This is a genomic window from Desulfobotulus alkaliphilus (genome assembly GCF_007830435.1).
GTDB classification, from domain to species: Bacteria; Desulfobacterota; Desulfobacteria; order Desulfobacterales; family ASO4-4; genus Desulfobotulus; species Desulfobotulus alkaliphilus.
Genome location: NZ_VLLC01000009.1, coordinates 114980 through 138201 on the forward strand (window position 1 = coordinate 114980; position 23222 = coordinate 138201).

9 protein-coding genes and 1 pseudogene are annotated in these 23222 nt (G+C 52.2%); 8 read left to right on the forward strand and 2 right to left on the reverse strand.

What is annotated here, in order from left to right:
• Nucleotide 1: 1 nt before the first annotated feature.
• The 6 genes from LZ24_RS07325 to LZ24_RS07350 all read left to right on the forward strand — a co-directional run bounded on the left by LZ24_RS07325 (nucleotide 2) and on the right by LZ24_RS07350 (nucleotide 10466).
• Nucleotides 2-1834, forward strand: a complete 1833-nt coding sequence (locus LZ24_RS07325; RefSeq protein ID WP_144684080.1) for a sensor histidine kinase — start codon at nucleotides 2-4, stop codon at nucleotides 1832-1834.
• Nucleotides 1835-1843: 9 nt separating this feature from the next.
• Nucleotides 1844-2986, forward strand: a complete 1143-nt coding sequence (locus tag LZ24_RS07330) for an ATP-binding response regulator (protein WP_144684082.1) — start codon at nucleotides 1844-1846, stop codon at nucleotides 2984-2986.
• A gap of 47 nt (nucleotides 2987-3033) precedes the next feature.
• Nucleotides 3034-4200: a substrate-binding domain-containing protein gene (locus tag LZ24_RS07335; RefSeq protein WP_144684084.1), complete on the forward strand. Its 1167-nt coding sequence runs from the start codon at nucleotides 3034-3036 to the stop codon at nucleotides 4198-4200.
• Nucleotides 4197-6521, forward strand: coding sequence for an ATP-binding protein (locus tag LZ24_RS07340; RefSeq protein WP_144684086.1), 2325 nt, complete (start codon nucleotides 4197-4199; stop codon nucleotides 6519-6521). The genes LZ24_RS07335 and LZ24_RS07340 overlap by 4 nt, the downstream gene beginning before the upstream one ends.
• Nucleotides 6522-6530: 9 nt before the next feature.
• Complete coding sequence (locus LZ24_RS07345) at nucleotides 6531-8723, forward strand: two-component system response regulator (protein WP_144684088.1); 2193 nt, start codon at nucleotides 6531-6533, stop codon at nucleotides 8721-8723.
• Between the two features lie 498 nt (nucleotides 8724-9221).
• Nucleotides 9222-10466 carry a DEAD/DEAH box helicase gene (locus LZ24_RS07350; RefSeq protein ID WP_144684090.1) on the forward strand — a complete coding sequence of 415 codons (1245 nt, stop codon included), beginning with the start codon at nucleotides 9222-9224 and terminating at the stop codon, nucleotides 10464-10466.
• A gap of 14 nt (nucleotides 10467-10480) precedes the next feature.
• Here the strand turns inward: LZ24_RS07350 and LZ24_RS07355 are convergent, their stop codons facing one another.
• Both LZ24_RS07355 and LZ24_RS07360 read right to left on the reverse strand, forming a co-directional pair.
• Nucleotides 10481-13360: a DEAD/DEAH box helicase gene (locus LZ24_RS07355; RefSeq protein WP_144684091.1), complete on the reverse strand. Its 2880-nt coding sequence runs from the start codon at nucleotides 13358-13360 to the stop codon at nucleotides 10481-10483.
• A gap of 430 nt (nucleotides 13361-13790) precedes the next feature.
• A complete protein-coding gene (locus LZ24_RS07360; RefSeq protein WP_144684093.1) occupies nucleotides 13791-18014 on the reverse strand; it encodes an acyl-CoA dehydratase activase in 4224 nt (1407 codons plus the stop codon).
• Nucleotides 18015-18471: 457 nt separating this feature from the next.
• On the opposite strand from LZ24_RS07360, the gene LZ24_RS07365 reads away from it, so the two are divergent.
• Complete coding sequence (locus LZ24_RS07365) at nucleotides 18472-21672, forward strand: EAL domain-containing protein (protein ID WP_186442987.1); 3201 nt, start codon at nucleotides 18472-18474, stop codon at nucleotides 21670-21672.
• A gap of 531 nt (nucleotides 21673-22203) precedes the next feature.
• Nucleotides 22204-23222 (forward strand): annotated as a pseudogene (locus tag LZ24_RS07370) (pyruvate:ferredoxin (flavodoxin) oxidoreductase); the annotation flags it as partial.

A 23222-nucleotide genomic window follows, 5' to 3' on the forward strand; every position in this document is an offset into this window, starting at 1 on the left:
CATGAAACTTAAAACCCGCCTTTTTCTTATCCTTGGTATTGTCATATCCGGATTCATGGGAATTTCCGGACTTTCATCCTATTTTCTTTTCAAAACCCAGCACCTCAGAAAAGCAGAAATCGTATGCAGGGAAACCATGGAAGCACTCATGGATTTCAGGCGGCTCACCACAGAGCTGCTGGTTACAGAAACCCTGGACATCAGCTTTACCGCGTGGCAGGGAGCAGGACAAAAACTGGAAAGAAAACTCAGGGATCTTCATCAGTCATCCCATCTGCGCAGCCTCCTTAAAACCGAAAATCTTCAGGCCACACCGGAAACCCTCATGGTCTTCTGGCAGAGTACCCGTCAGTGGCTGGACCGGGCAGATGAGGATCTTGGAGAACTTCTGGCAAGAAGAGATTATTCCAGAGACGGCCTCATCTATCAGGTTCTGGAATCCAAAGATTTTGCTGTTCTCGCAGCCAAAAAAAGTGTGGATGCTGCGGCATTGTATCTGGCAGCGGAATTTGAAACCAAACTCGCCGACCTCATTTCCATGGTTGAGGTGGAAATCCGAAACCAGACCCGCAGCACCATGCAGAATATTGTACTGCTCAGTTTTTCCATCTCCCTGATCGCATGTATCATCCTCACCCTTTTCCTCAACCAGTTAAGCCGCTACCTCAACATCTGGAAGAATGCCATGTTTGATGTTGGCCGAGGCCATTTTCCCGCAGAAATCCCCCTTACAGGAAAAGATGAACTCAATGAGATCAGCGCCGCCATCAACCGGACTTCGTGCAATCTTAAATCCATGCATGAAGCCCTTAAACAAAAGGTCGAAGAGCTTTCCACAGCCAAGGAAGAAGCAGAAAGCGCCAGCAGGGCCAAGGGGCTTTTCCTTGCCAATATGAGCCATGAGTTCAGAACACCCTTAAATGCCATCATAGGTTTTTCCCGCCTTGCCCTCAGACAAAGCCGTTCCATCCATGAACACCAGCAGCTCGCATCCATTCTGCGAAACGGAGAACACCTGCTGAACCTCATCAATCAGGTGCTCACCACCGTAGGCCTTGAAACAGGCCGGGTAGAGCTCAGTAAAGGTCAAACGGACCTTGATTTCCTCATCGCAGATATGGAAGTCATGTTTCTCCCAAAGGCCCGGGAAAAGGGAGTGAAACTGGAAGTCTGCCGCAGTCCTGCCCTCCCCCGCCATATCACCATGGACGGTCTGCGGCTCCGTCAGGTGCTGATCAACCTTTTAGACAATGCCATCAAGTGCACAAAAAACGGACATGTCTCCCTATCCATCAAGCCGGGTAAGGAGGAGGCCCCCCGCCACATTCTCTTTTGCGTTGAAGATACAGGCTGCGGCATTCCGGCAGAAGAAATTCCTTCCCTATTTAAACCCTTCAACCGTCTGAAAAACAAGGGCAGGAGTGCAGGCGGAGCAGGCCTTGGCCTTTCCATCTGCCATAACCTCATCCTGATGATGGATGGGCGGCTTGAGGCACGCAGCACCATTGGAAAAGGCAGTACCTTCTGCTTCCACCTGCCGCTGGTCACCTGCCATGGAACAGGCCACAGGACAGCATCCCCTTCCCGCCCCCCCCTGCCCCCGCTGACCGCAGGGGATATACTGGGAAATGATGCACAGACCACCACCATACCGGAAGGGCTTCTTCACACCCTTGCCAGTGCCATAGAAAAGGCAGAATTTGACCATATTCAGCACCTGATCTTTCATCTGGAGCAACATGACAGAAATCTTGCCGCAGAGCTTGATAAAATGGCAGAAAACTTTGATTATGAACCCATGCTTTTTCTTCTGAAATCCAGAATGCCTTCATGAGAGGATTCAATGACACAACCCGGCGACATTCTCATTGTGGATGACAATACGGACAACCTCCGCGTGCTCACGGCCATTCTGAAAACAAAGGGCTATGAGGCCAGACCCGTAAGCAGCGGTCCCATGGCCCTCAAGGCCATTGCAGCCAGACCCCCCTGCCTGATTCTTATGGATATCATGATGCCGGAAATGGATGGTTTTGAGGCCTGCAGACGTATCCGTTCCGATCCTGCCAATCAGGAGATCCCCCTGATTTTCATCACCGCACTGGATGCTCTGGAAGACAAGCTTAAAGCCTTTGGTGCCGGGGCTGTGGATTACATTACAAAGCCCTTTCATGAGGCAGAGGTACTGGCCCGTATCCATACCCACCTGAGTCTGGCCCGTGCCAGAAAAAAACTCAAAAAAAATGAAGCCCTGAACCGCCAGCTTTTTAAAGCCGAAGGGCTGGTACGCATGGCCGGAGCCATAGCCCATAAGTTCAACAACCATCTCCATTCGGTTCTGGGTAACCTTGAGCTGGCAGCGGTTTATTCCAAAGGCAATCCCAAGGCACTGCACACCATTGAGTCGGCCATGACTTCCGTGGAAAAAGCCTCCCACTTCAGCCGGATGATTCTGACCTACACGGGAAAAACCCAGAACAATCACCTGAAAATGGAGCTGAATAAATGCTGCAGACGTTTTATCACAGAATTCAAAAGCACCATGGCAGAAAATATCCGCATGGAAACCAGCCTTCTCCCACACCCCCTTACCATAGCCGGCGACTGCAACGGGATTCAGCAGATACTCAACGAACTTTTCATCAACGCCTGTGAAGCCATGGATAACAAGGGTACTTTATCTATCTCCACAGCCATGAACTCCGGGCCGGATATTCCCGAAAAAAACCGTTTCCCCCTTGATTATATACCGGAAAAAAAGGATTATGCCCGTATGGAAATCCGTGACACGGGCAAGGGCATTTCAGAAAAAAACCTTGAAAATATTTTTGACCCCTTCTTTTCAACCCATACGATGGGAAGGGGCATAGGGCTTTCTGCCGTACTGGGCATGGTCCGGGCCCACAGGGGTTTCATCCGTATGGAAAGCACACCCGGACAGGGCAGCACCTTTACCCTTTACTTTCCCCTGCAAAATAATACCTGATCTTTCCGTTCCCGACGGATACCCACACAGACCTGAAAGGAAAAGAAATGGCCGGATACCATAGGGACAAAGACTGCTGTTTCCGTCCTCTCCTTTCTGCGGTCTGGATTCTGTCCATGCTCCTCCCCCTTCTTCTCCTGGCCCTGCCTGCCTCTGCGGACCATGTATCCGGATACTGGACCATGGAAGCCTTCATGGAAAAACATCCGGAACAAAAGGATAAAAATATCTTTTTTTCCAAACGGGTAGAAAGTACGGCCATCCCGCTGCCACAATCCTTCCACATCCCTGAACCGGTACGCATCGGTATCATCTATCCCGGTTTTGAAGCCTCCGACTACTGGAAAAGGAACATCAGGGCCTTTACCCTGCGCCTGCAGGAACTGAAGGTTCCCTACATCGTGCATGTACGCCTCCGATACGGCAACAGGGCCTTTGTCTCCCAGGAAGACATGCATCTGATCCGGGACATGTTGCAGACCGAGCCGGATTATCTCATCCTCACCCTGTCCTCACCCGAGCACCAGAAAATTCTGGATCGTCTCCTTGCCCGCAGCAAACCAAAAATCATTCTGCAAAACATCACAACGCCCCTGCATCGCTGGGACACCTCCCGCCCTTTTTTGTATGTGGGGTTTGACCATGTGGAAGGCACCCGCATGCTTGCAGAATATGGCCGACACACCCACGGCTCCTATGTGGTGCTGAATCCCGATGAAGGATACCTGAGTGCACTCCGGGGAGATACCTACATCCACTTCCATCTCCGTCACGGCCTGGAACCGGTGGAAATTTTTTTTACGGGTATCAGCAGAAAAAAAGCACGCCTTGCAAGCCTCGAAGCCATCAACCGCCACCCGGATCTGAAAAAAATCTATGCCACCACAACGGACATTGCTCTGGGTGCTGCGGATGCCCTCGGGGAAAAGGGCATTAAAGACCAGATTCTTCTCAATGGCTGGGGCGGCGGCCAGGCCGAGCTGGATGCCCTGAAAAAAGGCCTTCTGGATGTAACGGTCATGCGGATCAATGATGACAGTGGTGTAGCCATGGCAGAAGCCATTGCCATGGACATACAGGGACAGGGTCATTATGTCCCCCTAATTTATTCCGGAAGGATGCAGCTTGTGGACACGGCCATGGCCCAGGAAACCCTTAACGAAATAAGCCGTCAGGCATTCCGCTATTCCGGTCTGCCGGGAGAACTGCCATGAACGCCCCAAACCCTTCCCCATGGTCTGCATTTTTTTCCGGCATCTCCTTTAAAATCATTTTTCTGCTGGGTCTCATCTTTATCATCACCGGTGCCCTCAACATTTACCTTGCCATGGAGGCAGGGAAAAAAGGCCAGAGAAGGGAAAGGGAGCGTACCTTTGACCAGAGTGCCCAGATGGTCAACCACCTGATGACCCTGCAGCGCCGCATACTGGAAGACAGAATTGCAGAACTCAGCCTCAATCCCGGCCTTCTCCGGGCCGTCAGAGATTCGGAAAAGGAAAAGGCAGAGTCCACCCTTCTGGCATCAAGGCGGCTGGATACCACGGGGTTACTGGAAATCCTTTTCATATCAAAGCCCGGCAGGGCCCACTGGGCCGATGTCAGCCTTGATCTTTTCGGTGAGGCCGCAGATATTGCCCTGTCCCATAAAGACAATCTCTCCCACAGAGAATGGCGACTCCTTTTAACGGGTGACAATTCCGGCATCCATTACCTGATTTACAGCGTCCATCTCACAGATCCCGTTACAGGCAGGGTCATGGCCATGCTCCGGGGAGGCATCCGTATTACGGAAAACCCCGTACTGATACAGCAGTGGCGGAAGGAAGCCGGACTGCAGGGGCTTGCACTGGTATGGCAGAACAGAATACTGCTTTCGAACCGGGAGGATAAACTGCCATGGCCTTCCATGGCCCTTCCTTCCAGAGAGGAAAAAAGGGAGGGCAGGCTCTATTATGCCATGCGCCCCCTTGCGGACAGCAGGGCAGAAATATCCCTGATCCTTGCCATCGCCTCCCATGACATGGTGGACAGGGATACCCCCCGTATCCTCGCCACCTTTGCAGGAAGCACAGCCTTTGCCCTGATTCTGCTCCTTGTGCTGCTTCTCCGTCAGGTGGCAGCTCCGCTGAAGGCCCTTTCTGCTCAGGCAGGAAATCTCCCTGACCGGAAGGAAGGACTCCTTGAAATCCCCGAAGGACAGGGTTATAGTGAACTGGAAAGTCTGGTTGCCTCCTTTAATGCGCTGCTTTTGGAAATGAGGAGAAGCGAGGCCCGCTTCCGCATCATCTTTGACCATGGTTATTTTCAGGCAGGTCTGGTCACCTCCGAAGGTATTGTGGAAATTGTCAATCAGCGGGCACTGGATGCCATGGGTATGACGGCCTCCGATGTGGAAGGGACCCCATTGGTGGACACCCCATGGTGGAAACGATCCGAAGACCGGAATCGCCTCATGCTGGCCATGAACCTTGCCACTTCCGGCATAGAAGACCGTTTTGAAGCCAAACAGCAGACAGTAAGGGGACAGACCCTCACCGTACTGGTCAATGCGAGCCCCATACAGATCCGTGGAAAACGACAGGTTCTGGTCTCTGGTGTGGACATCAGCGACAGAAAAAGAACGGAAATGGCCCTTGCGGAAGAACGCAGCCGCCTTGCCCAGCTCAACCTTTCTCTGGAAACCCGTGTGGCAGAAAGAACCCGAGACCTCCATGCAGCACTGGAAAATCTTCAGAAAACCCAGGAAGAGCTTCTCAGATCAGAAAAAATGTCTGCTCTGGGTGCCCTTGTGGCAGGGGTATCCCATGAACTCAACACCCCCTTAGGCAATGCCATCACCGTATCCAGCACCCTCATGGATGCACAGCGGCGCTTTACACAAAAACTTGAGAGCGGCCTCACCCGCTCCGATCTGAAAGACTTTCTCGAAACCGTGGAAGAGGCCAGTACACTTCTGGACCGCAACCTTGAAAGGGCCGCAGATCTTGTGAGCAGCTTCAAACAGGTGGCTGTGGACCAGTCCAGTTATCAGAGACGCACCTTTGAACTTAATGAAGTCATTGATGAAATCATCCTAACCATGGGACCGGCCATCAGGAAAACCTCCCACAGGCTGAAAGTTTCTGTGGCAGAAGGAATTACCATGGACAGCTATCCCGGTCCTCTGGGCCAGATACTGATGAACCTCATCACCAATGCCCTGACCCACGCTTTCGGTGAAGGCATTTGCGGAGAGATTGTCATCCATGCACAAAGGGATGGGGAAAAAGAAGTTCTTGTATCTATAGAGGATAACGGCTCCGGTATTCCCGAAGAAAACAGGGCCAGAATTTTCGATCCCTTCTTTACCACGCGGCTGGGACAGGGCGGCTCTGGCCTTGGGCTGCACATTGTTTTCAATCTGGTTCAGGAACTGCTCGGTGGTCATATTTTTCTTGATGCACACCGGCAAAGGGGAAGTGCTTTTGTCATCCGCCTTCCCCTTACGGCACCCGTTCAACAATCTTCTCCTTCTACGGAACCCATGCAATCATAAGGATATGCCATGTCAGATGCCTCTCCATCGGATCATGACCCCCTCACATTTCTCGATGAATCAGATCCTGAAAAGCAGGCTTCCCTCTCATACTGGTCTGTTCTCATTGCAGACGATGAGCCCGATGTTCATCAGGTAACCCTGCTGGCATTAAAGGATATGGAAGTAGAAGGCCGCCGCCTGAAATTTTTCCATGCCTATTCCGGGGAAGAGGCCAGAACCCTCCTTATGCAGGAGAAAGATATTGCCGTCATCCTGCTGGACGTGGTGATGGAAACGGAAGATGCGGGCCTGCGCCTTGTCCATGCCATACGAAAAGAGCTGAAAAACACCTGCCTGAGAATCATTCTGCGGACCGGCCAGCCGGGATACGCCCCTGAAATTGACACCATCCTCCGCTATGACATCAATGACTACAAAACCAAGGCAGAACTGACCCGGACCCGGCTTTTCACATCCATGACCTCAGCCATCCGGGCCTTTCACCAGATTCAGCAGCTGGAAATCAGCCGCCATTGTCTGGGCATGATTCTGGATGCCACCACAAGGTGGGAACCAGCCCAGGGCCTTACCCATTTTGCTCAGGATGTCATCACAGAAATCTGTGCCATGCTCTCCATACCCGTCAGCGGACTGGTCTGTACCATGGAAGGGGAAACGCCCGTCATTCTGGCAGGAGCAGGACCCCATGCAGCCTTTACCGGAAAAAAACTCAGCCACATTGATGACAGGCGCATCCGTGACAGCATAGAAGAAACCTTACGTCTCCGCCAGCATCAGCTCACCAACGGACTCTGTCTCTATCTCCATGATCCACAGACAAGGGCCATGGCCGTATTTGTGGACAAAACCCTGCCCACGGAAAAACTCCAGCTGCAACTCATTGACATTCTCTGCCAGCACATTCTGACGGGATTTGAAAAAGCCCGCCTGTACCAGAAAATCCGCCAGACAGCCTTTGAAGATCCCCTGCTGGGTATACCCAACCGCGCCCGTTTTCTTATGGAAATCGATAAAGGCCATACGGAATCAGGAATGCTGGCATTGCTGGACATTGACGGTTTTGCGGACATCAACAGCATACTGGATCAGAACTTCGGGGATACGGTGCTTCAGGCGGTCAGCCAGAGGCTGAAGAAAAATTTTTCAGAAAAAGTATTCATTGCCCGCATCAGCAGCGATGTTTTTGGTCTTCTGGGACCGGAAAAAGAAGTCCACTCAGACCGCATCCGGGAGGTCTTTCTTCCTCCCTTTCTCATCGGAGAAGAATCCCTGAGGCTTTCGGCAACATCCAGCCTGATTCCCCTGCCGGACAACAGCCTTTCTGCGGCCACCATCCTTAAAAATGCAGGGGTTTCCCTGAAGCAGGCCAAAAGGTTCAACCGGGGAAAGGTGGTTTTTTATGACCCTAAGCATGTGACTGCGGCAAGGGACCGCATGCAGATGCTCAGTCAGCTGCGTCAGGCCTTCACATCGGAGAGGCTTTTTCTCATGTACCAGCCCATTGTGAACCTGAAAACCGGCAGAATTACCGCAGCAGAAGCCCTGCTCCGCTGGCGCAACGACAACGGAGACTTCATCCCGCCGGACCGCTTCATTCCCCTTGCGGAGCAATCGGGCCTCATGGTTGCCATAGGAGAATGGGTCATGCGTACCGCCTTCCGTTTCCTGAAAAGCCTTTCAGCCATTGCATCCCAGGACTTCAGAATTGCCATCAATGTTTCCCAGACCCAGTTCAGGGAACCGGATTTTGCCCCGAAACTTTTTCAGGCCATGGAAGACTGCGGGGTTGAGCCTAGCCGTGTGGAAATTGAGCTCACGGAATCCGTTGCCATAGACAGCTTAGAGCGCATCAAGCCCACCCTCGGGGCCGTGTGTCAGGCCGGTGTTTCCATCGCCATGGATGATTTCGGTACCGGCTATTCCTCCTTAAGTGTTCTGCACCAGCTCCACATCAACCGCCTGAAAATAGACCGGGCCTTTGTCAGCGGTCCCGGATGCCGTCTGGACAGTCAGGGCATTGCGGCAACGGTTCTTCAACTGGCGGAAAAACTCTCCCTCCAGACCATAGGGGAAGGAATAGAAGAAGAAAGCCAGCGCAAAGCCCTCCTTGAGATGGGATGTACCGAAGGTCAGGGCTATCTTTTTTCCCGCCCAGTGGCCGCAGAAGCCTTTGAAAAACTTTTAAAAAAGCAGATGTAGTAATTATTCAGCACAGCTTATTCCAAACTGCCAATGCTGTAATTACAGCAGCATCGTACTATTGCAAGGCTCCGTGGCTATTTGCAAGTGACATTGCAATCGTTTCGGATCAAAGCTTTGCAGGCCTGTGCGAAAGAAGCGGCAAACTGTCTGAGCCGCCACAAAGGCAGCGTGCTTAAAGCCTGCCATGGTAATCAAAAAGCGTATCCTGCCTGTGGCGGGGAGTTTTTGCCGCTTCCGCACAGGGCAAGAAGCTTCCGAATAAGATTGCGTCACGGGTAAATAGCCTGGGGCCTGTGCATCTGTCTTGCAGGTATGATACTTAGAAAACCGTGCTGAACAGTTACCAGATGTAATTATTCCGCACATGCTCCCGTTTAAAGGGCACAGCACTGGATATGCATAAAAACCTTGTCATCATGGCCTGAAAATGGCATCCCTTCCATCTCTGTATCCGGCCCCTTAAGGGCATTTTGCTATACATCCCAAGGAAAAAGCATGAAATTTGAACAGTATTATATCTCCGATGAAATCAAAGCCAACCTGGAGTCCCTTGGATTCAAACGCCCCACGGACATCCAGTACAAGGCCATTCCCTCCATACAGAAGGGTGAGGATGTGCTGGCCATTGCCCAGACCGGAACCGGTAAAACCGCAGCCTTTGCCATCCCCCTCATTGACGCCATCCACAGAAAAAAATCCAGCAAACGCAGCTATGGCATCAGCTGCCTTGTTCTGGTTCCCACAAGGGAGCTGGCCGCCCAGATCGGTGATGTTTTTGCAAAACTTTCCAGCCACACCAAAGTAAAAACCTTTGCCCTTTACGGTGGTGTGGAACAGGATCTTCAGATAAAAAAACTTACAGACGGCATCGACATTCTGGTGGCCACTCCGGGCCGGATGTTTGACCTGATCAAGCAGGGTTTTCTGCATCTGGAACGTATCCGTACCCTGGTACTGGACGAGGCGGATCGGATGCTGGATCTGGGTTTCATCGGCGACATTGAAGCCATCAAGAAAAAACTTACCCATAAGCACCAGACCCTTTTCTTTTCTGCCACCATCAGTCCGGAAATCAAGAAACTTGCCTTTTCACAGGTAAAAAGCTCTGCCATCCGCATACAGATTTCCCCGGACGATCCCGTTTCCAAAAATGTCTCCCACCATGTGATGTTTGTTGAAATGGACGACAAGCGCTTTTTTCTGGAACGCTATGTCAAAGAACACCCCGAAGAAAAAATCATCGTATTTGTCCGCACAAAGGTCCGGGCAGAAAGGGTGGCAAAGGCCATGGACAGGGTGGATATCCCCGCCCTTTTTATCCATGGAGATAAAGACCAGAGGGAACGTCTGGATGCCATGCAGTCCTTCAGAACAGGCCGCTGCCGCATGCTCATCGCAACGGATGTCTCCGCAAGGGGTATTGATATTCCGGATGTACAGGTGGTCATCAATTACGATCTTCCGGATGTGGCGGAAAACTACGTGCACCGGGTGGGCCGTACGGGCAGAGGGGTAAACAAGGGGCTGGCCATTTCCTTTTGCAGTGAAGAAGAAAAGGAAATGCTGGCATCCATTGAAAAACTCATCGGAAAACCCGTTCCCCAGCTTTTCATGGACAAGGCAAGCTATGCCGAAACCCTGATGTTTTCCCAGGAGCAGTCCCTTGAAGAACTCATTGCGGCCCAGGAAGCCTTTGATACAAAAAAAAGGGTAAAAAACAAAAAAGCAAAAAATCTATAGAGGAGCTGCCCATCCTATGTGCCCATAAAATCCACAGGCAGGCGCACCCCCTGGCCTGCCTTGTTACGGAAGAGCAGAAACCCCTTTGTCAGGCCATAAAGATAAAGGTCTCTGGTCAAAAGCACATCCTGACGGCAATAATCAATAATTTCCTTTAGCCTCCCCTCCTTCCACCACTGAAGGGCCAGAAGGCCGTCGGCACTTTTCTCTGCCCCCAGAGTTTCCCTGCACAGATGATCCAGAGAAAGCCTGTAGCCAAGGCGTTCATGGACCTTCACCAGAAGGTCGAGGGTGGGCAGGGAAGAAAAATCAAAATCCGTGTATCCGGCCAACACCCTGTAATCAAAGCGCAGGATATTAAAGCCCACCACAAGGTCGGCCTCCTTCAGAAGAAGAATCAGCTCATCCATGTCCTCGGCCAGAAAGGTGATGCAGTCATCCACAAAAGAATCATAGACCACCACACAACTGACCTCCATACGATCTGCCCTGTGCCAGCCGCCCACTTCTGCGGCGGATCTGCGGGTTTCAAGGTCCAGCACCAGATAACGCCTGCCAAAGGCTGCGGAAGGCTCCCGGACCTCCGGCATCAGGGTCAGCTCCGGCAGATCGGGCAAAGCTTCCTTTGAAGGTGAGAGCAGAAGCTCCAGAAGCAAAGCCGCCGCAGCCTTATCAATGGGCCGGTTGCCGGAACCGCATTTGGGAGAATGGACACAGGCTGGGCATCCGCTTTCACATAAACAGTTTTTCACCAGAGTCCGTGTGCGTTCAAGGAGATTTTCCGCCTTTAAAAAGGCCTCCCTGCAAAGCCCGATACCCCCTGCCACCCCGTCATAGATAAAGACACAGCCCCTCTGAACCTGGGGATGGAAAGGCTGGGAAATGCCGCCAAGATCATTGCGGTCACACATAACCACAAGAGGCAGCATACCGATGGCCGCATGTTCCAAGGCATGGATACCGCCCATGAAATGCATCTGCCTTTCGATAAGCTCCTGCTCCACCCTTTCGGGTATTTCAATCCAGATGCCTTCGGTTTCAAAAAGCTGGGGCGGCAGATCCAGAGGCGTCACCCCTAAAAAACGCTGACCCTTGATATGGCGTTTTTCAAAGCCTGTGATCTGATCCGTCACCTCAAGGCGGCACAGTCCCACCCTTGTTCCCAGCACCCTTCTTGTCTCAAAGATTTCCAGTATCCGGGTTTCCTTGAATCCTCTGGAACGGGTAAAATAATGCACCCTTTCCCTGCGCACCCCCACCCTTGCCCTGTCCAGATCCAGTGTCTCCACAAGGTAATGTTCTCCATTGTGAATATAGACGGCACCGGGATGGGCTTCCCGCATGGCCCGGAAAGCATCGCTGCCACCAATGGTGTGGCCACCTGCCAGATCCACAATGTCTAAAGGCTGGCCCCCGCCCCGCAGATTCACCCCCCTGTGGGGATATTTTAAGGGAGAAAGCAGACGTCTCCCGCAGGCTTCTTCCAGAACAAAGCCCTCCCTCAGGATACGGTCCATGAGGCCTGCAAACTCAAGCAGCAGAGGATCGTCCCGGTTCAGGGGCAGTTCTGCGGCAGCACAGGAAAGGTGGCGTCCGGCAATCACCGGATTGGCCGGATGCACAATGGCCTTTTCCGGCGGCATGGAAAAAAAGATATCCGGATGACCCAGCATGAAACGGTCTAAGGCATCTTCACCGCCAATGAGCAGAATCGCCGCTTCCCTGTCCCTGCGGCCCACCCTTCCCGCCCGCTGCCATGTGGCCATGACCGTACCGGGATAGCCCACAAGGATGCAGAGATCCAGATCTCCGATATCAATACCCATTTCAAGGGCGGATGTGGACACAACGGCCAAAAGCTCTCCGGAGCCCATCTTTTTTTCAATATCCCGTCTGTCTTCCGGAAGAAAGCCTGCCCGGTAGGCGGCAATTTTTCCCCTGAATGTTCCTGAAAGCCCGTTGGCCCAGAGTGCCACCAGCTCCGTCATTTTCCGGCTCTGGCAGTAAACCAGGGTACGAAACCCCCTGTGCAGAGCCGCATGGATGAGATCCAGAACCATACGGCTGCCCGCATCCATGCCGTCCAGCATAAGAAAATGCTTGTCGGGTGCAGCAGCACCGGACCCCAGAACGGCCCCCACGGACAGCCCCGTCAGCCTTGCGGCCAGGTCTTCCGGGCTGTCTATGGTGGCAGAACAGAAAATAAAGGTGGGGCTGGCCCCGTAATGACGGCAGATGCGCAGAAGTCTCCGGAAAACCCAGGCCATGTGGGAGCCCATCACCCCCCGCAGGGTATGCACCTCATCAATGACAACGGTTTCAAGGCCTGAAAAAAAAGCAGCCCATTTTTCATGGAAGGGCAGAAGGGCCAGATGCAGCATTTCCGGATTAGTAATCACAACGGCGGGTGGATTTCTGCGGATTTTACTGCGTTCGTAGGAGGAAGTATCCCCGTCGTAAACGGCCACTGCGGGTGGAGAAAGCACCCCCATGTTCAGGGCCATGGCCTCTAAAGATTCTTTCTGATCCCTTGCCAGGGCTTTTAAGGGAAAAAGATAAAGGGCCTTTGCATTAGGGTTGGCAAGGAAGCGTTCAAGTACTGGAATATTATAGGTAAGGCTTTTACCACTGGCCGTAGGCGTTGCCACCACCGTATGTTTTTTCTGACGAATCCGGGTGATGGCTTCCGCCTGATGGGAGTAGAGGTCCCTGATTCCCATTTTATCCAGCATACGACGGAGAGGGGGGGCAAGGGGGGGATACAGGGGAGTGAAGGATGCCTTTGTGCCGGGAATCTTTCTGTGCGTCACCACCCTGTCTTTGATGGGGCCATAGCGTTTCAGCGCCTCAAGGTAGGCGGCGATATCCCCTGAAATCTCAACCCTTTCCTCCACGGTGAAATGCGCCTCCTGCGCTGACCCCGGCCAGTCTGGGGATTGTATGCGGGTTTTCCGGGGCAGCACCCACAAAATATTCTCTGATTCTCCCTTAGCTCAGACCACTGTTTGCTGGCCCGGTTGTTATCAGACAATGATCAGACTGAAGATCTTGATATGGCAGGCGAGTACAGAGGCAGCAAGTCTGTTTGCCCGTGACGCAATCTTATTCGGGAGCTTCTTGCCCTGTGCTGAATCGGCAAAACTTGTCGGCACAGGCAGGTTAAACTTTTTATATTACCATAGGGAGTTTGGTTTGCTGCCTTTTGTGCCGACTTCAGACAGTTGCCGATTCTTTACGCACAGGCCTGCGAAGCTCTGATCCGAAACGATTGCAACGTCACTTGCAAACAGCCATGGTGCCTCAGGGACCACCTTAAAGCCCCGGCTACAGGGCCTTTTTCAATATTTTTTTACCCATCACCGCTTTTCTGGGAAAGGTCAGATAGGGAACCAGATCCTGATTCCTGAAACCGCCTGTACCATCATAGGTAATGGATACCACAGGAACACCGGTTTTTTCTTCTATCTTTCCGGCCATGGCCTCGGTCACAAGGGAAGCGCAGCAGAAAGCCGGACTCGCCTGCACAAAAAGACCCAGATCCGGATGGTGCCTGTGAAGATAAAAGACCTTGAGCAGGTTGTCCAGGGATTCCCCGGTATTCTCAATGGACACGCCGTACTCCTTGAGAATTTCCTCCGGCGGCATATCATATTCCGGCCGGGGTTCACCGATGAGAGACTCAAAATGGCGGTAATACCGCCATTCCAGACGGGAAAGGGTTGCCAGCAAGGGCTTGTAGGAAATAAGGTTACGGTACTTACCTTCATTGAACCATTTCCTGAAATAAACCTCCGCAGTCATACGGGCATAGTCACTGTAGGCTGTGGGCAGTACTTCACCGCCGTGGGATTCAATGAAACGCACCAGATTCTGGTTCATGACATCATTATCCCGAACATAAAGATCCCCGAACACCGCCACCTTCACCCGTTCTCCCTCTTCCTGGGGAATGGATGAAAACATGGCAGCCACTTCCCTTGCCGCATCCTCCTTGTCCTTTTCTCCCATAAATGCGGATTCCATGACCGTAAGTGCCTTTTCAAGTACGGCATCGGTCATTCCCTTCAGCTTTTCCCTTGGACGGATTTTGCAGGCCAGTTTACGTAAAAGCCCTCCGAAGAGACAGGCAAAATAGGTATTGAAGGCCGTGCGCATGGAAACCTCCAGAAAGGAAAGCTCCCCCACAAACACCCCTGCCCTGCCGTATTTCTCACCATAACGGGCCAGCAGGGTTTTTATATGATGGGGATAAAGCTTGATATTGCAGGCAATGTCCGAGTTCATCATCCAGAGTACGGTATCTTCCGGATTCAGATCATACCTGTCAATGGCTTCCACATATTCTTCGGCAATGGCATTCACGGGGATGCACTGGCCCGTATTGAAACGTAAGCTGCGCCGGATGGCGGCATCACTCTCTTCCAGTACCACCACACGCAGGCCTTCCCGTCTCAGGTTGGCTGCCAGAAGACGGCAGGTGACGGGATCCCAGTTGGGCAACACCAGCGTTTTTCCCTCAATATCTGTGGCAATATCCGGATTCACGCCTTTCAGCACAGGAAGGGCAGCAGGAGGTCTGTGGCCTTCATGGTGATTGCGGAAGGCACGGATGGCGGCTTCAATGCGGGTTTCATAGCCCACACTGGAATCATGTTCATCCAGTTCCAGCACCAGATAAGGCTTGTCCCATGCTTCCAGAATGGCTTTGGCATAATCGAGAATAAAACTGTCCGGAGCGCACTTGAATGCCGTCACAAAGACAGGATACAGGCCCGGTGTCCGGGCTGTTTCTTCCACAGCGGCAAGAATGCGGGCCGCATAACGCCAGTGCACGGTTTCCAGCAGCGACTGGATGGCCGTGTCCTTTTTCTCCCTGTGCCCCAGCATGTCCTGAAAAAAGGGCCGGACACCCAGAGATTCAAAAATTTCAGGAATGCCTTTATTGGACCATGCAGGCAGCACATTGTAGGGCCGGCCCAGAAGCATGACCCGGATATCCTCCCCCTCCCTTGCTTTTTCTCCGATTTCATGGAGACCTTTTCTGCATTCCTCCTTATGGCGGGTGGCCGCATCCCAGGCCCTTGATACCTCAAGAAAACCGATGTCCCTCCGGCTGATACGGCGCAGCATGCGGTAAAGCTCCATCTTGGTATGGAAATCCGGATACAGATAACGCACCGTGGGACGCAGCACCCGCTCAGGGTCCATGAGGGAAGCCAGCGAAGGTGCAAACTGGGTATAGTAACAGTACTGGCGGCGCATGGCCTTATCGGACCTGCGTTCCTCAAAATAAAAGGGAAGAAAGACATAGTCCGTTTTTTCCAGCAGCCATGCCACATGACCATGCATGGCACTCATGGGGGCACAGAATTCCGCACCGGCCAGCACCTTGCCGCTGCGAACCCCCTCTGTATAGTCCTCGCTGCTTTTGACGGGAAAACCGAGACGATCAAAAAAGACCTTCCAGAATCCCTGATCTTCATAAAGATGCAGGGCCGCAGGAAGGCCTATGGACACCTCATCTTCTGCCGTGACGGAAGGCGTAAAGCGAAGCACTTTCTGCCGGACCTTTTTAAGGGAAAAACCAGTGCGGTTGCTGTTTACATAGTTTTCTGTTTCATAATCCCTGCCACAGAGAAAACCATAGGCAACCTTCGCTCCGGCCACCTGTGCAACGGTGAGCTTGCAATGGTTGGTGCACAGGGTGCAGACTTCCGTTTCTATGGGAATGGGATTTTTATAAATTTCCACCCCCCTGAAGGCCGAGACCTCAGGCAGCGCCTCACCCAGGGAAAGGGCCGCACCAAGGGCTCCCGTAAGATGACAGTAGGGGGACACAAAAATGGGCTTTTTCAGACGCTGCTCAAAGGCTGCAACCAGAGAACGGTTTCTGGCTGTGGCTCCCTGAAAAAAAACCACCTCACCAATACGGCTTTCCGTAGCCACCTTGAGGAGATAATTTTCCCTCACCGAATGCAGGGCACTGGCCAGCACCTCTTCCACGGAAAAACCTTCCGCCAGATAGTGGTTGAGATCCCTTTCCATGAATACCGTGCACCGGTCACTGGAAAGGGGCGCTGCCACACCCTCTGTCAGACGGGCGTAATCCCGGATGGAAACCCCCAGTTTCTGGGCCTGCTCCTCAATGAAACTCCCGGTTCCTGCGGCACAGACATTGTTCATGATGGAACTGGTGACCCGACCATCCTTCAGGGTGGTGAACTTGGCATCCTGACCACCGATTTCAATGATGGTATCCACCGAAGGATTCAGGCTGCATGCGGCCTTTGCATGGGCTGTGATCTCATCAAGAATCAGATCGGCCCCAAGAATCCCCCCCACAAATTTTCTTCCCGACCCCGTGGTGGCACAGGCCGTAACAGGAAGGGAAACACCGGATTCGCTGCGAAGACCGTCGAGGGCTTCCAGAATGGCACATATGGCCGCCACAGGTCTGCCTTGTGTTCTGGTATAAAAACCGGCGGAAACCTCCCCTTCCCCTGTGATCAGCACAGCCTTGGTACTTGTGGACCCGATATCCACGCCCATGATATGGGCCTTTTCCCCAAAGGACTCAGGAAGCTCGTAAAGTTCCACTTCCACGTCCGGTCCTTTGCTTTGTACCGGATGAAAAATATAGGAACGCAGCCCGCCGAATTCCGGCCACGGAGAAAACTCAAGGGTGAGGGGATCATAGTGGGTGACGGCCCCTTTCTTTTCCCTGCGGGCATGCAGGGCAGGCGGCCATGCCCCTGCTGGCAGGGCATCGGAGGGCCTGATGCTGTGATAATGCAGGGCCGCACCAATGGCTCCCAGAAGATGGGCCATGGGATCAAGGATAAATTTTTCACCCGCAAGGGTCTCCATGTGCCGCCTCACCGCAGCATTGGCCGCAACGCCCCCAGCCATGACCACGGGCCCTTTCCATGCACCGTCTGAAAGCACCGTATCCACCACATTGCGGGCAAGCCCTTCACAAAGGCCATCACAGATACCCGCCTGGGAATAGCCCTCCTGCTGGGCATGGATCAGGTCCGTTTTTGCAAACACCGCACATCTGGAAGCAATTTTAGGCGTTTCACCTTTATGGGAGTCGGCCATTTCCGCAAGCTGCGCCGCACCACTAAAACCCAGACGCCCCGCCTGCTGATCCAGAAAACTACCCGTACCCGCAGCACAGGAGGTATTTCCCCTGTAACTCTGATACTCGCCCTCTCCGTCAAAAAGAACCCGGCCAAAGGTCTCACCGCCCACCACCAGAACCGTTCTGGCTTCCGGGTGCCGCTGACGAACTGCGGCGATGAGTGCCACCCTTTCATCAAAATGTCCCTGAGCATCAAAATACCCCTGCGCCCGTCCCGTTGTCACAACGGCAAGGGGCCGATCTTCTCCGAATTCTTTGAAAAGGGCCTCAAGGCCTGCAACAATTTCGCCGTGGTGAAAACGGCAGGCCGTGCGTCCAACCCTGCCATCCTTAGCCACAAGGGCCATGCCGATGGTCACAGAACCCACATCCACACCGAGTACCCAGGAATCATTTGTATGCATCGGGATACAACCTCCTTATGGAACATGCGATAAAAAGGGAATAAATTTCCCTGAGTTTTACTGTCCCTGCCGTAATATGCTGATAGTTAAAATAAGGGTCTTTGGAAAGTCTTCAAGCAGAAAAAAAGAAGCAAAAAATATAAGGGCAGGTTGTTTTAGGGTGCGGAGTTATCCGGCATAGACACAGAAGCAGTCTGAAGAAACAACATACCAGTTCCATGACTATCACCAAACCCCTGTTCCGTGCAAGGGTGGGGCAGGTTCCTGCGGACAAACATAATTTTTTTAATTGCTTCTTTTTTTTAAAAAATAAACAACGATCATCTTCCAAATTGACAAATCACAAGCATCAATTTATGATTCCTTCCATTCTTTGAAACCGAAAATGAATGAGAGAAACAAGTCTTTCCCATGTGATCGGCCATCTGTTTTACCCCCTTACCAGACAGGCTTGCCCATGTCCTTTATCCGCCACTTTCAGAATCTTCCCATCCGCAACCGTATGCTGGTCAGCTACCTGACCCTCTTCATCCTTGCCCTCAGTCTGGCGGGGCTCGGTGCCCACATCCTTCTGCGCATCACCATAGAAAACCACATACGGGATACCTTTCAGAGTACCACGGGAACCATCCACAATCTGGTTCGCACCGCTGCGGATGTTTCCATCAGAAACCACCTGCGCACGGTGGTGGAAACCAATACCCACTTTCTCCATACCCTGCATACAGAAGTCATGGAGGGAAAACTTTCTTCTGAAGATGCAAAAAAACAGGCCAGATCCTTTTTCCACAATCAGCCCATCGGACATACGGGCTATGTCTATGTACTGAACAGTGAGGGAATTCTTCAGCACCACATGGATGAAAGCCTTGTGGGAGAAGACATGTCCCACTTTGAATTTGTTGGGTTTCAGAAAAAAAATAAGGACGGATATATTGAATACGACTGGAAAAATCCCGGAGAAAACGAGACAAGGCCCAAAGCCCTGCACATGGGGTATTTTGAACCCTGGGACTGGATTGTTTCTGCGTCGTCCTACAGGGAAGAATTCCGGGATCTTTTGCGGGTGGAAGATTTCAGAAAAACCATTGAAGATTTAAAGTTCGGAGAAACCGGCTATGCCATGCTGCTGGACACAGAGGGAGAGCTGCTGATCCACCCCATCTATGAGCCCCAGAATATCGAAGAATGGCTGGACAGTGAAGGAATACCCATTATCCGGAAAATTCTCAACACCCGCCAGACCACCCATTACTACTCCTGGCAGCACCCCGGTGAACCAGCTCCACGGGAAAAGGTCGTCCTTTCCGCCCATATACCGGAGCTGGACCTTGTGGTGGCTGCCACAGGCTATATGGAAGAATTCAACAGGCCCCTGAAAAACCTTGGCCAGACCCTTGCCGCAGGCATTTTTATCTGTATCCTTGCCCTGATTCCCCTGACGGTGTGGCTGGGCAGATCCATCACTAAGCCCATTGAAAGCCTTGTGCGGACCATGCAGGAAGCAGAAAAAGGCGATTTTTCCATACGTGCTCCCATCCTTGCAGGTGAAGAATCCGGTGAACTGGCCCGCTGTTTCAATCACTTCATGGACTATATTCAAAGGGGAACAAATACCCTGCAAAGGGAAATTGCCCAGCGCAGGGAATCCGAAGAAAAGGCCAGGGCCCTTGCAAGGTTCCCCGATGAAAACCCCAACCCTGTCATGCGCATCAGAAAAAATTTTACCCTGGATTACATGAACAGGGCCGCCATGGAACAGCTCAGGGGAGAAAATCTTTCCATAGGAAAAATCATTCCTGCGCCCTGGCAGAACATTGTCTCGACATGTATGCGGACAAGGGAATGCGGCTCCGTTGAGGCGGAAGTGGCAGACCGGATTTTTCTTTTTACCGCAAGCCCCCTTTCCGATGGCAATGCATGGTATCTTTACGGCCATGAAATCACAGAAAAAAAAGCCTATGAACGCCTGCTGCTCCTTTCGGATACGGTGTTTGAAAATACCATAGAGGGCATCTGCATCACGGATGCGGACATGAAAATCGAAAGGATCAATCCCGCCTTCACAGCCATCACAGGATATGGTCCCGAAGAGGTCATGGGGCAGAACCCGAGAATTCTTAAATCCGATGTCCATCCTCCCGGTTTTTATAAGAATGTCTGGACCTCCCTTCTGGAAAGGGGAGAGTGGAGCGGAGAAATATGGAACCGCAGAAAAAACGGTGAGACCTATCCCCAGTGGCTGGCCATCACAGGCATTCCCGATGAAAAAGGTAAAATCATCCGTTACATGGCGGTTTTCCATGACATCAGCGAGCTGAAAACCAGCAAAGAAGCCCTTCACTTTCAGACCTTCTATGATGCCCTGACCGGCCTTGCCAACCGCCGCCTGCTCACGGAACAGCTGGAAAGAAGCCTTTCCCATGCAAAATATCATAAAGAAAAGCTGGCTGTTTTCTTTCTGGATATTGATAATTTTAAAAATGTGAACGATTCCCTTGGCCATCTGACAGGAGACCGCATCCTCAAAGAGGTGGCCAGACGCCTCACCTTCATCCTGCAGGAAGATGAAATTCTGGCCCGCTTTGCAGGCGACAAATTTATCCTTGCAAGTCCCCGTATTCAGAATTCCCAGGCCGCCATTACCATTGCCCGCAGAATACGTGAAACCCTTGAAAAACCCTTTGATCTGGAAGAACGGGAGTATTATGCCTCCCTCAGCATGGGCATTGCCATTTTTCCCGATGACGGAAAAAACGAAGAAATCCTCATTAAAAATGCAGAAACTGCCATGTACCGGGCCAAGCAGACAGGAAAAAACACCTTTACCCTCTTTTCTCCGGAAATGAACGCCTTTGCCATCTACCGGATGGATATGGAAAGCCAGCTCAGAAAAGCCCTTGAAAACAATGAATTTCATCTGGTGTACCAGCCCAAGGTGGATCTTTATTCCGGAAAAATCATCGGTGCTGAGGCCCTCCTGCGCTGGCAGCCCGCCAGTGGCCCTCCGGTTTCTCCCATGACCTTCATCCCCATTGCCGAAGAAACCGGCCTCATTCTTCCCATCGGCTCATGGGTGCTGGAAAAAGCCATGCAGGAAGCCGTGATATGGAAAGAAAGGGGCTTCCATGATCTTTCCATTGCCATCAATATATCCCCATCTCAGTTTCAGCAGCAGGGCCTGACCGCTGAAATTGATGCCCTGCTGAAAAAAACAGGCCTGCGGCCAGAACAGCTGGAACTGGAACTCACGGAAAGTATCATCATGCAGGATGCCGAAGCCGCCATTGCTACCCTTTCCAGATTCAACCGCATGGGTATCCGTTTTGCCATTGATGACTTCGGTACGGGATATTCTTCCCTAAGCTACCTGAAACGCTTCCCCATACAGGTGCTTAAAATTGATAAATCCTTCATACAGGAAATCCCCGCCAATCAGGATGATGCCTCCATCGTTCTTTCCATCCTTTCTCTGGCCCACAACCTCGGACTCAAGGTTGTGGCCGAGGGCGTGGAAACCGAAGAACAGCTTGCCTTCCTGCGGTGCAAAAACTGTGACATGATTCAGGGATATCTGTTCTCAAAGCCCCTTCTGCCCGAAGACTTCCGCTACCTGATTGCCCAGAATACAGGACTCCTGCCCATGAACACAGGCTGATGGGGTCGGCACCCCGCCTGTCCCCATCCGGACACACAAAAAAAACCCTGTTTACTCCAATAATTACAGATCTCATGCTAAAAAAAATGCCTTTATAAAATTATTCTTTACAAGTTCGGCCCCTTCATACTATGTTTCCTGATTACGAACATGACATAAAGAATTTTCAGAAATTTTAACCGGGAAATACGGTAATATTATAAGATTTTCTCACAATGGTTTTCAGCTTGTTTCATCCTCTCCTCTTCAGCATGGACAGTACCGCCTGCTGCATGTCCGGGTGGCCCCCCGGTCAGCAGGCGTATCCGAAGGAAGGCAAAGTCGGAAAAACAAAGAAAATAAGTGCTGTACAAAAAATCCGGTCCATATGACGCCAAGGAGCAATCCTCCGCCAGACCGGATTCCAGGGGCGCAGACCCGCCTTCAGTTTCGTACAGGCATTCTTGTTTTCCTGTTATTCCGGCCCCTTCCTGACGCTGTGGAACACAAAAAAACCAGAACGGGAAACATTAAACAAAGGGAAGAATTTTAATGTCTAAAAAAATGATGACCATCGACGGCAACACCGCAGCGGCCCATGTGGCCTATGCCTTCAGTGACATGGCCGCTATTTATCCCATTACCCCCTCTTCCCCCATCGGAGAAATTGCCGATGCCTGGGCGGCGGACGGACGTAAAAACATCTTTGGTCAGGCTGTTACCGTACGTCAGATGCAGTCCGAAGCCGGTGCTGCCGGTGCCGTACACGGAGCCCTTGCCGCAGGAACATACACTTCCACCTTCACGGCATCCCAGGGGCTTCTGCTCATGATCCCCAACATGTACAAAATGGCAGGCGAACTCCTGCCCACCGTCTTCCATGTAACAGCCCGTGCCGTGGCCGCCCATGCCCTTTCCATCTTCGGGGACCATCAGGATGTCATGGCCTGCCGCCAGACCGGCTTTGCCCTGCTCTGCTCCAACTCCGTGCAGGAAGCCATGGACATGGCGCTGGTTGCCCACCTGGCAGCCATTGAAGGACGCATCCCCTTCCTCCACTTCTTTGACGGCTTCCGCACCTCCCATGAGGTTCAGAAAATAGAAGCCATCAACTATGAAGACATGGCAAAGCTCGTAAACAGGGAGGCCGTGGCAGAATTCAAACACAATGCCATGAATCCAGAGCACCCCGAAATCCGCGGCACCGCCCAGAATCCGGATATCTATTTCCAGGGCCGTGAAGCCTGCAACCTCTTCTATGAAGAGCTGCCCCATATCGTGACGGACTACATGAAAAAGGTGTCCGCACTGACGGGAAGACAGTACAATCTCTTTGATTACGTGGGACATCCCGAAGCAGACCGTGTCATTGTCGCCATGGGTTCTGCCTGTGAAACCATTGAAGAAACCATTGAATACCTTGTGGAAAAGGGCGAGCGCGTGGGTCTCATCAAGGTCCGTCTCTACCGTCCCTTTGTGAACGAGGCCTTCCTTGCTGCCCTGCCCTCCACGGTGGAGCGCATCACCGTCCTTGACCGCACCAAGGAACCCGGTGCCATTGGCGAGCCCCT

Coding starts and splice junctions, on each gene's coding strand:
- LZ24_RS07325 (WP_144684080.1), top strand. CDS start 2: ATGAAACTTAAAACCCGCCTTTTTCTTATCCTTGGTATTGTCATATCC.
- LZ24_RS07330 (WP_144684082.1), top strand. CDS start 1,844: ATGACACAACCCGGCGACATTCTCATTGTGGATGACAATACGGACAAC.
- LZ24_RS07335 (WP_144684084.1), top strand. CDS start 3,034: ATGGCCGGATACCATAGGGACAAAGACTGCTGTTTCCGTCCTCTCCTT.
- LZ24_RS07340 (WP_144684086.1), top strand. CDS start 4,197: ATGAACGCCCCAAACCCTTCCCCATGGTCTGCATTTTTTTCCGGCATC.
- LZ24_RS07345 (WP_144684088.1), top strand. CDS start 6,531: ATGTCAGATGCCTCTCCATCGGATCATGACCCCCTCACATTTCTCGAT.
- LZ24_RS07350 (WP_144684090.1), top strand. CDS start 9,222: ATGAAATTTGAACAGTATTATATCTCCGATGAAATCAAAGCCAACCTG.
- LZ24_RS07360 (WP_144684093.1), bottom strand. CDS start 18,014: ATGCATACAAATGATTCCTGGGTACTCGGTGTGGATGTGGGTTCTGTG.
- LZ24_RS07365 (WP_186442987.1), top strand. CDS start 18,472: ATGTCCTTTATCCGCCACTTTCAGAATCTTCCCATCCGCAACCGTATG.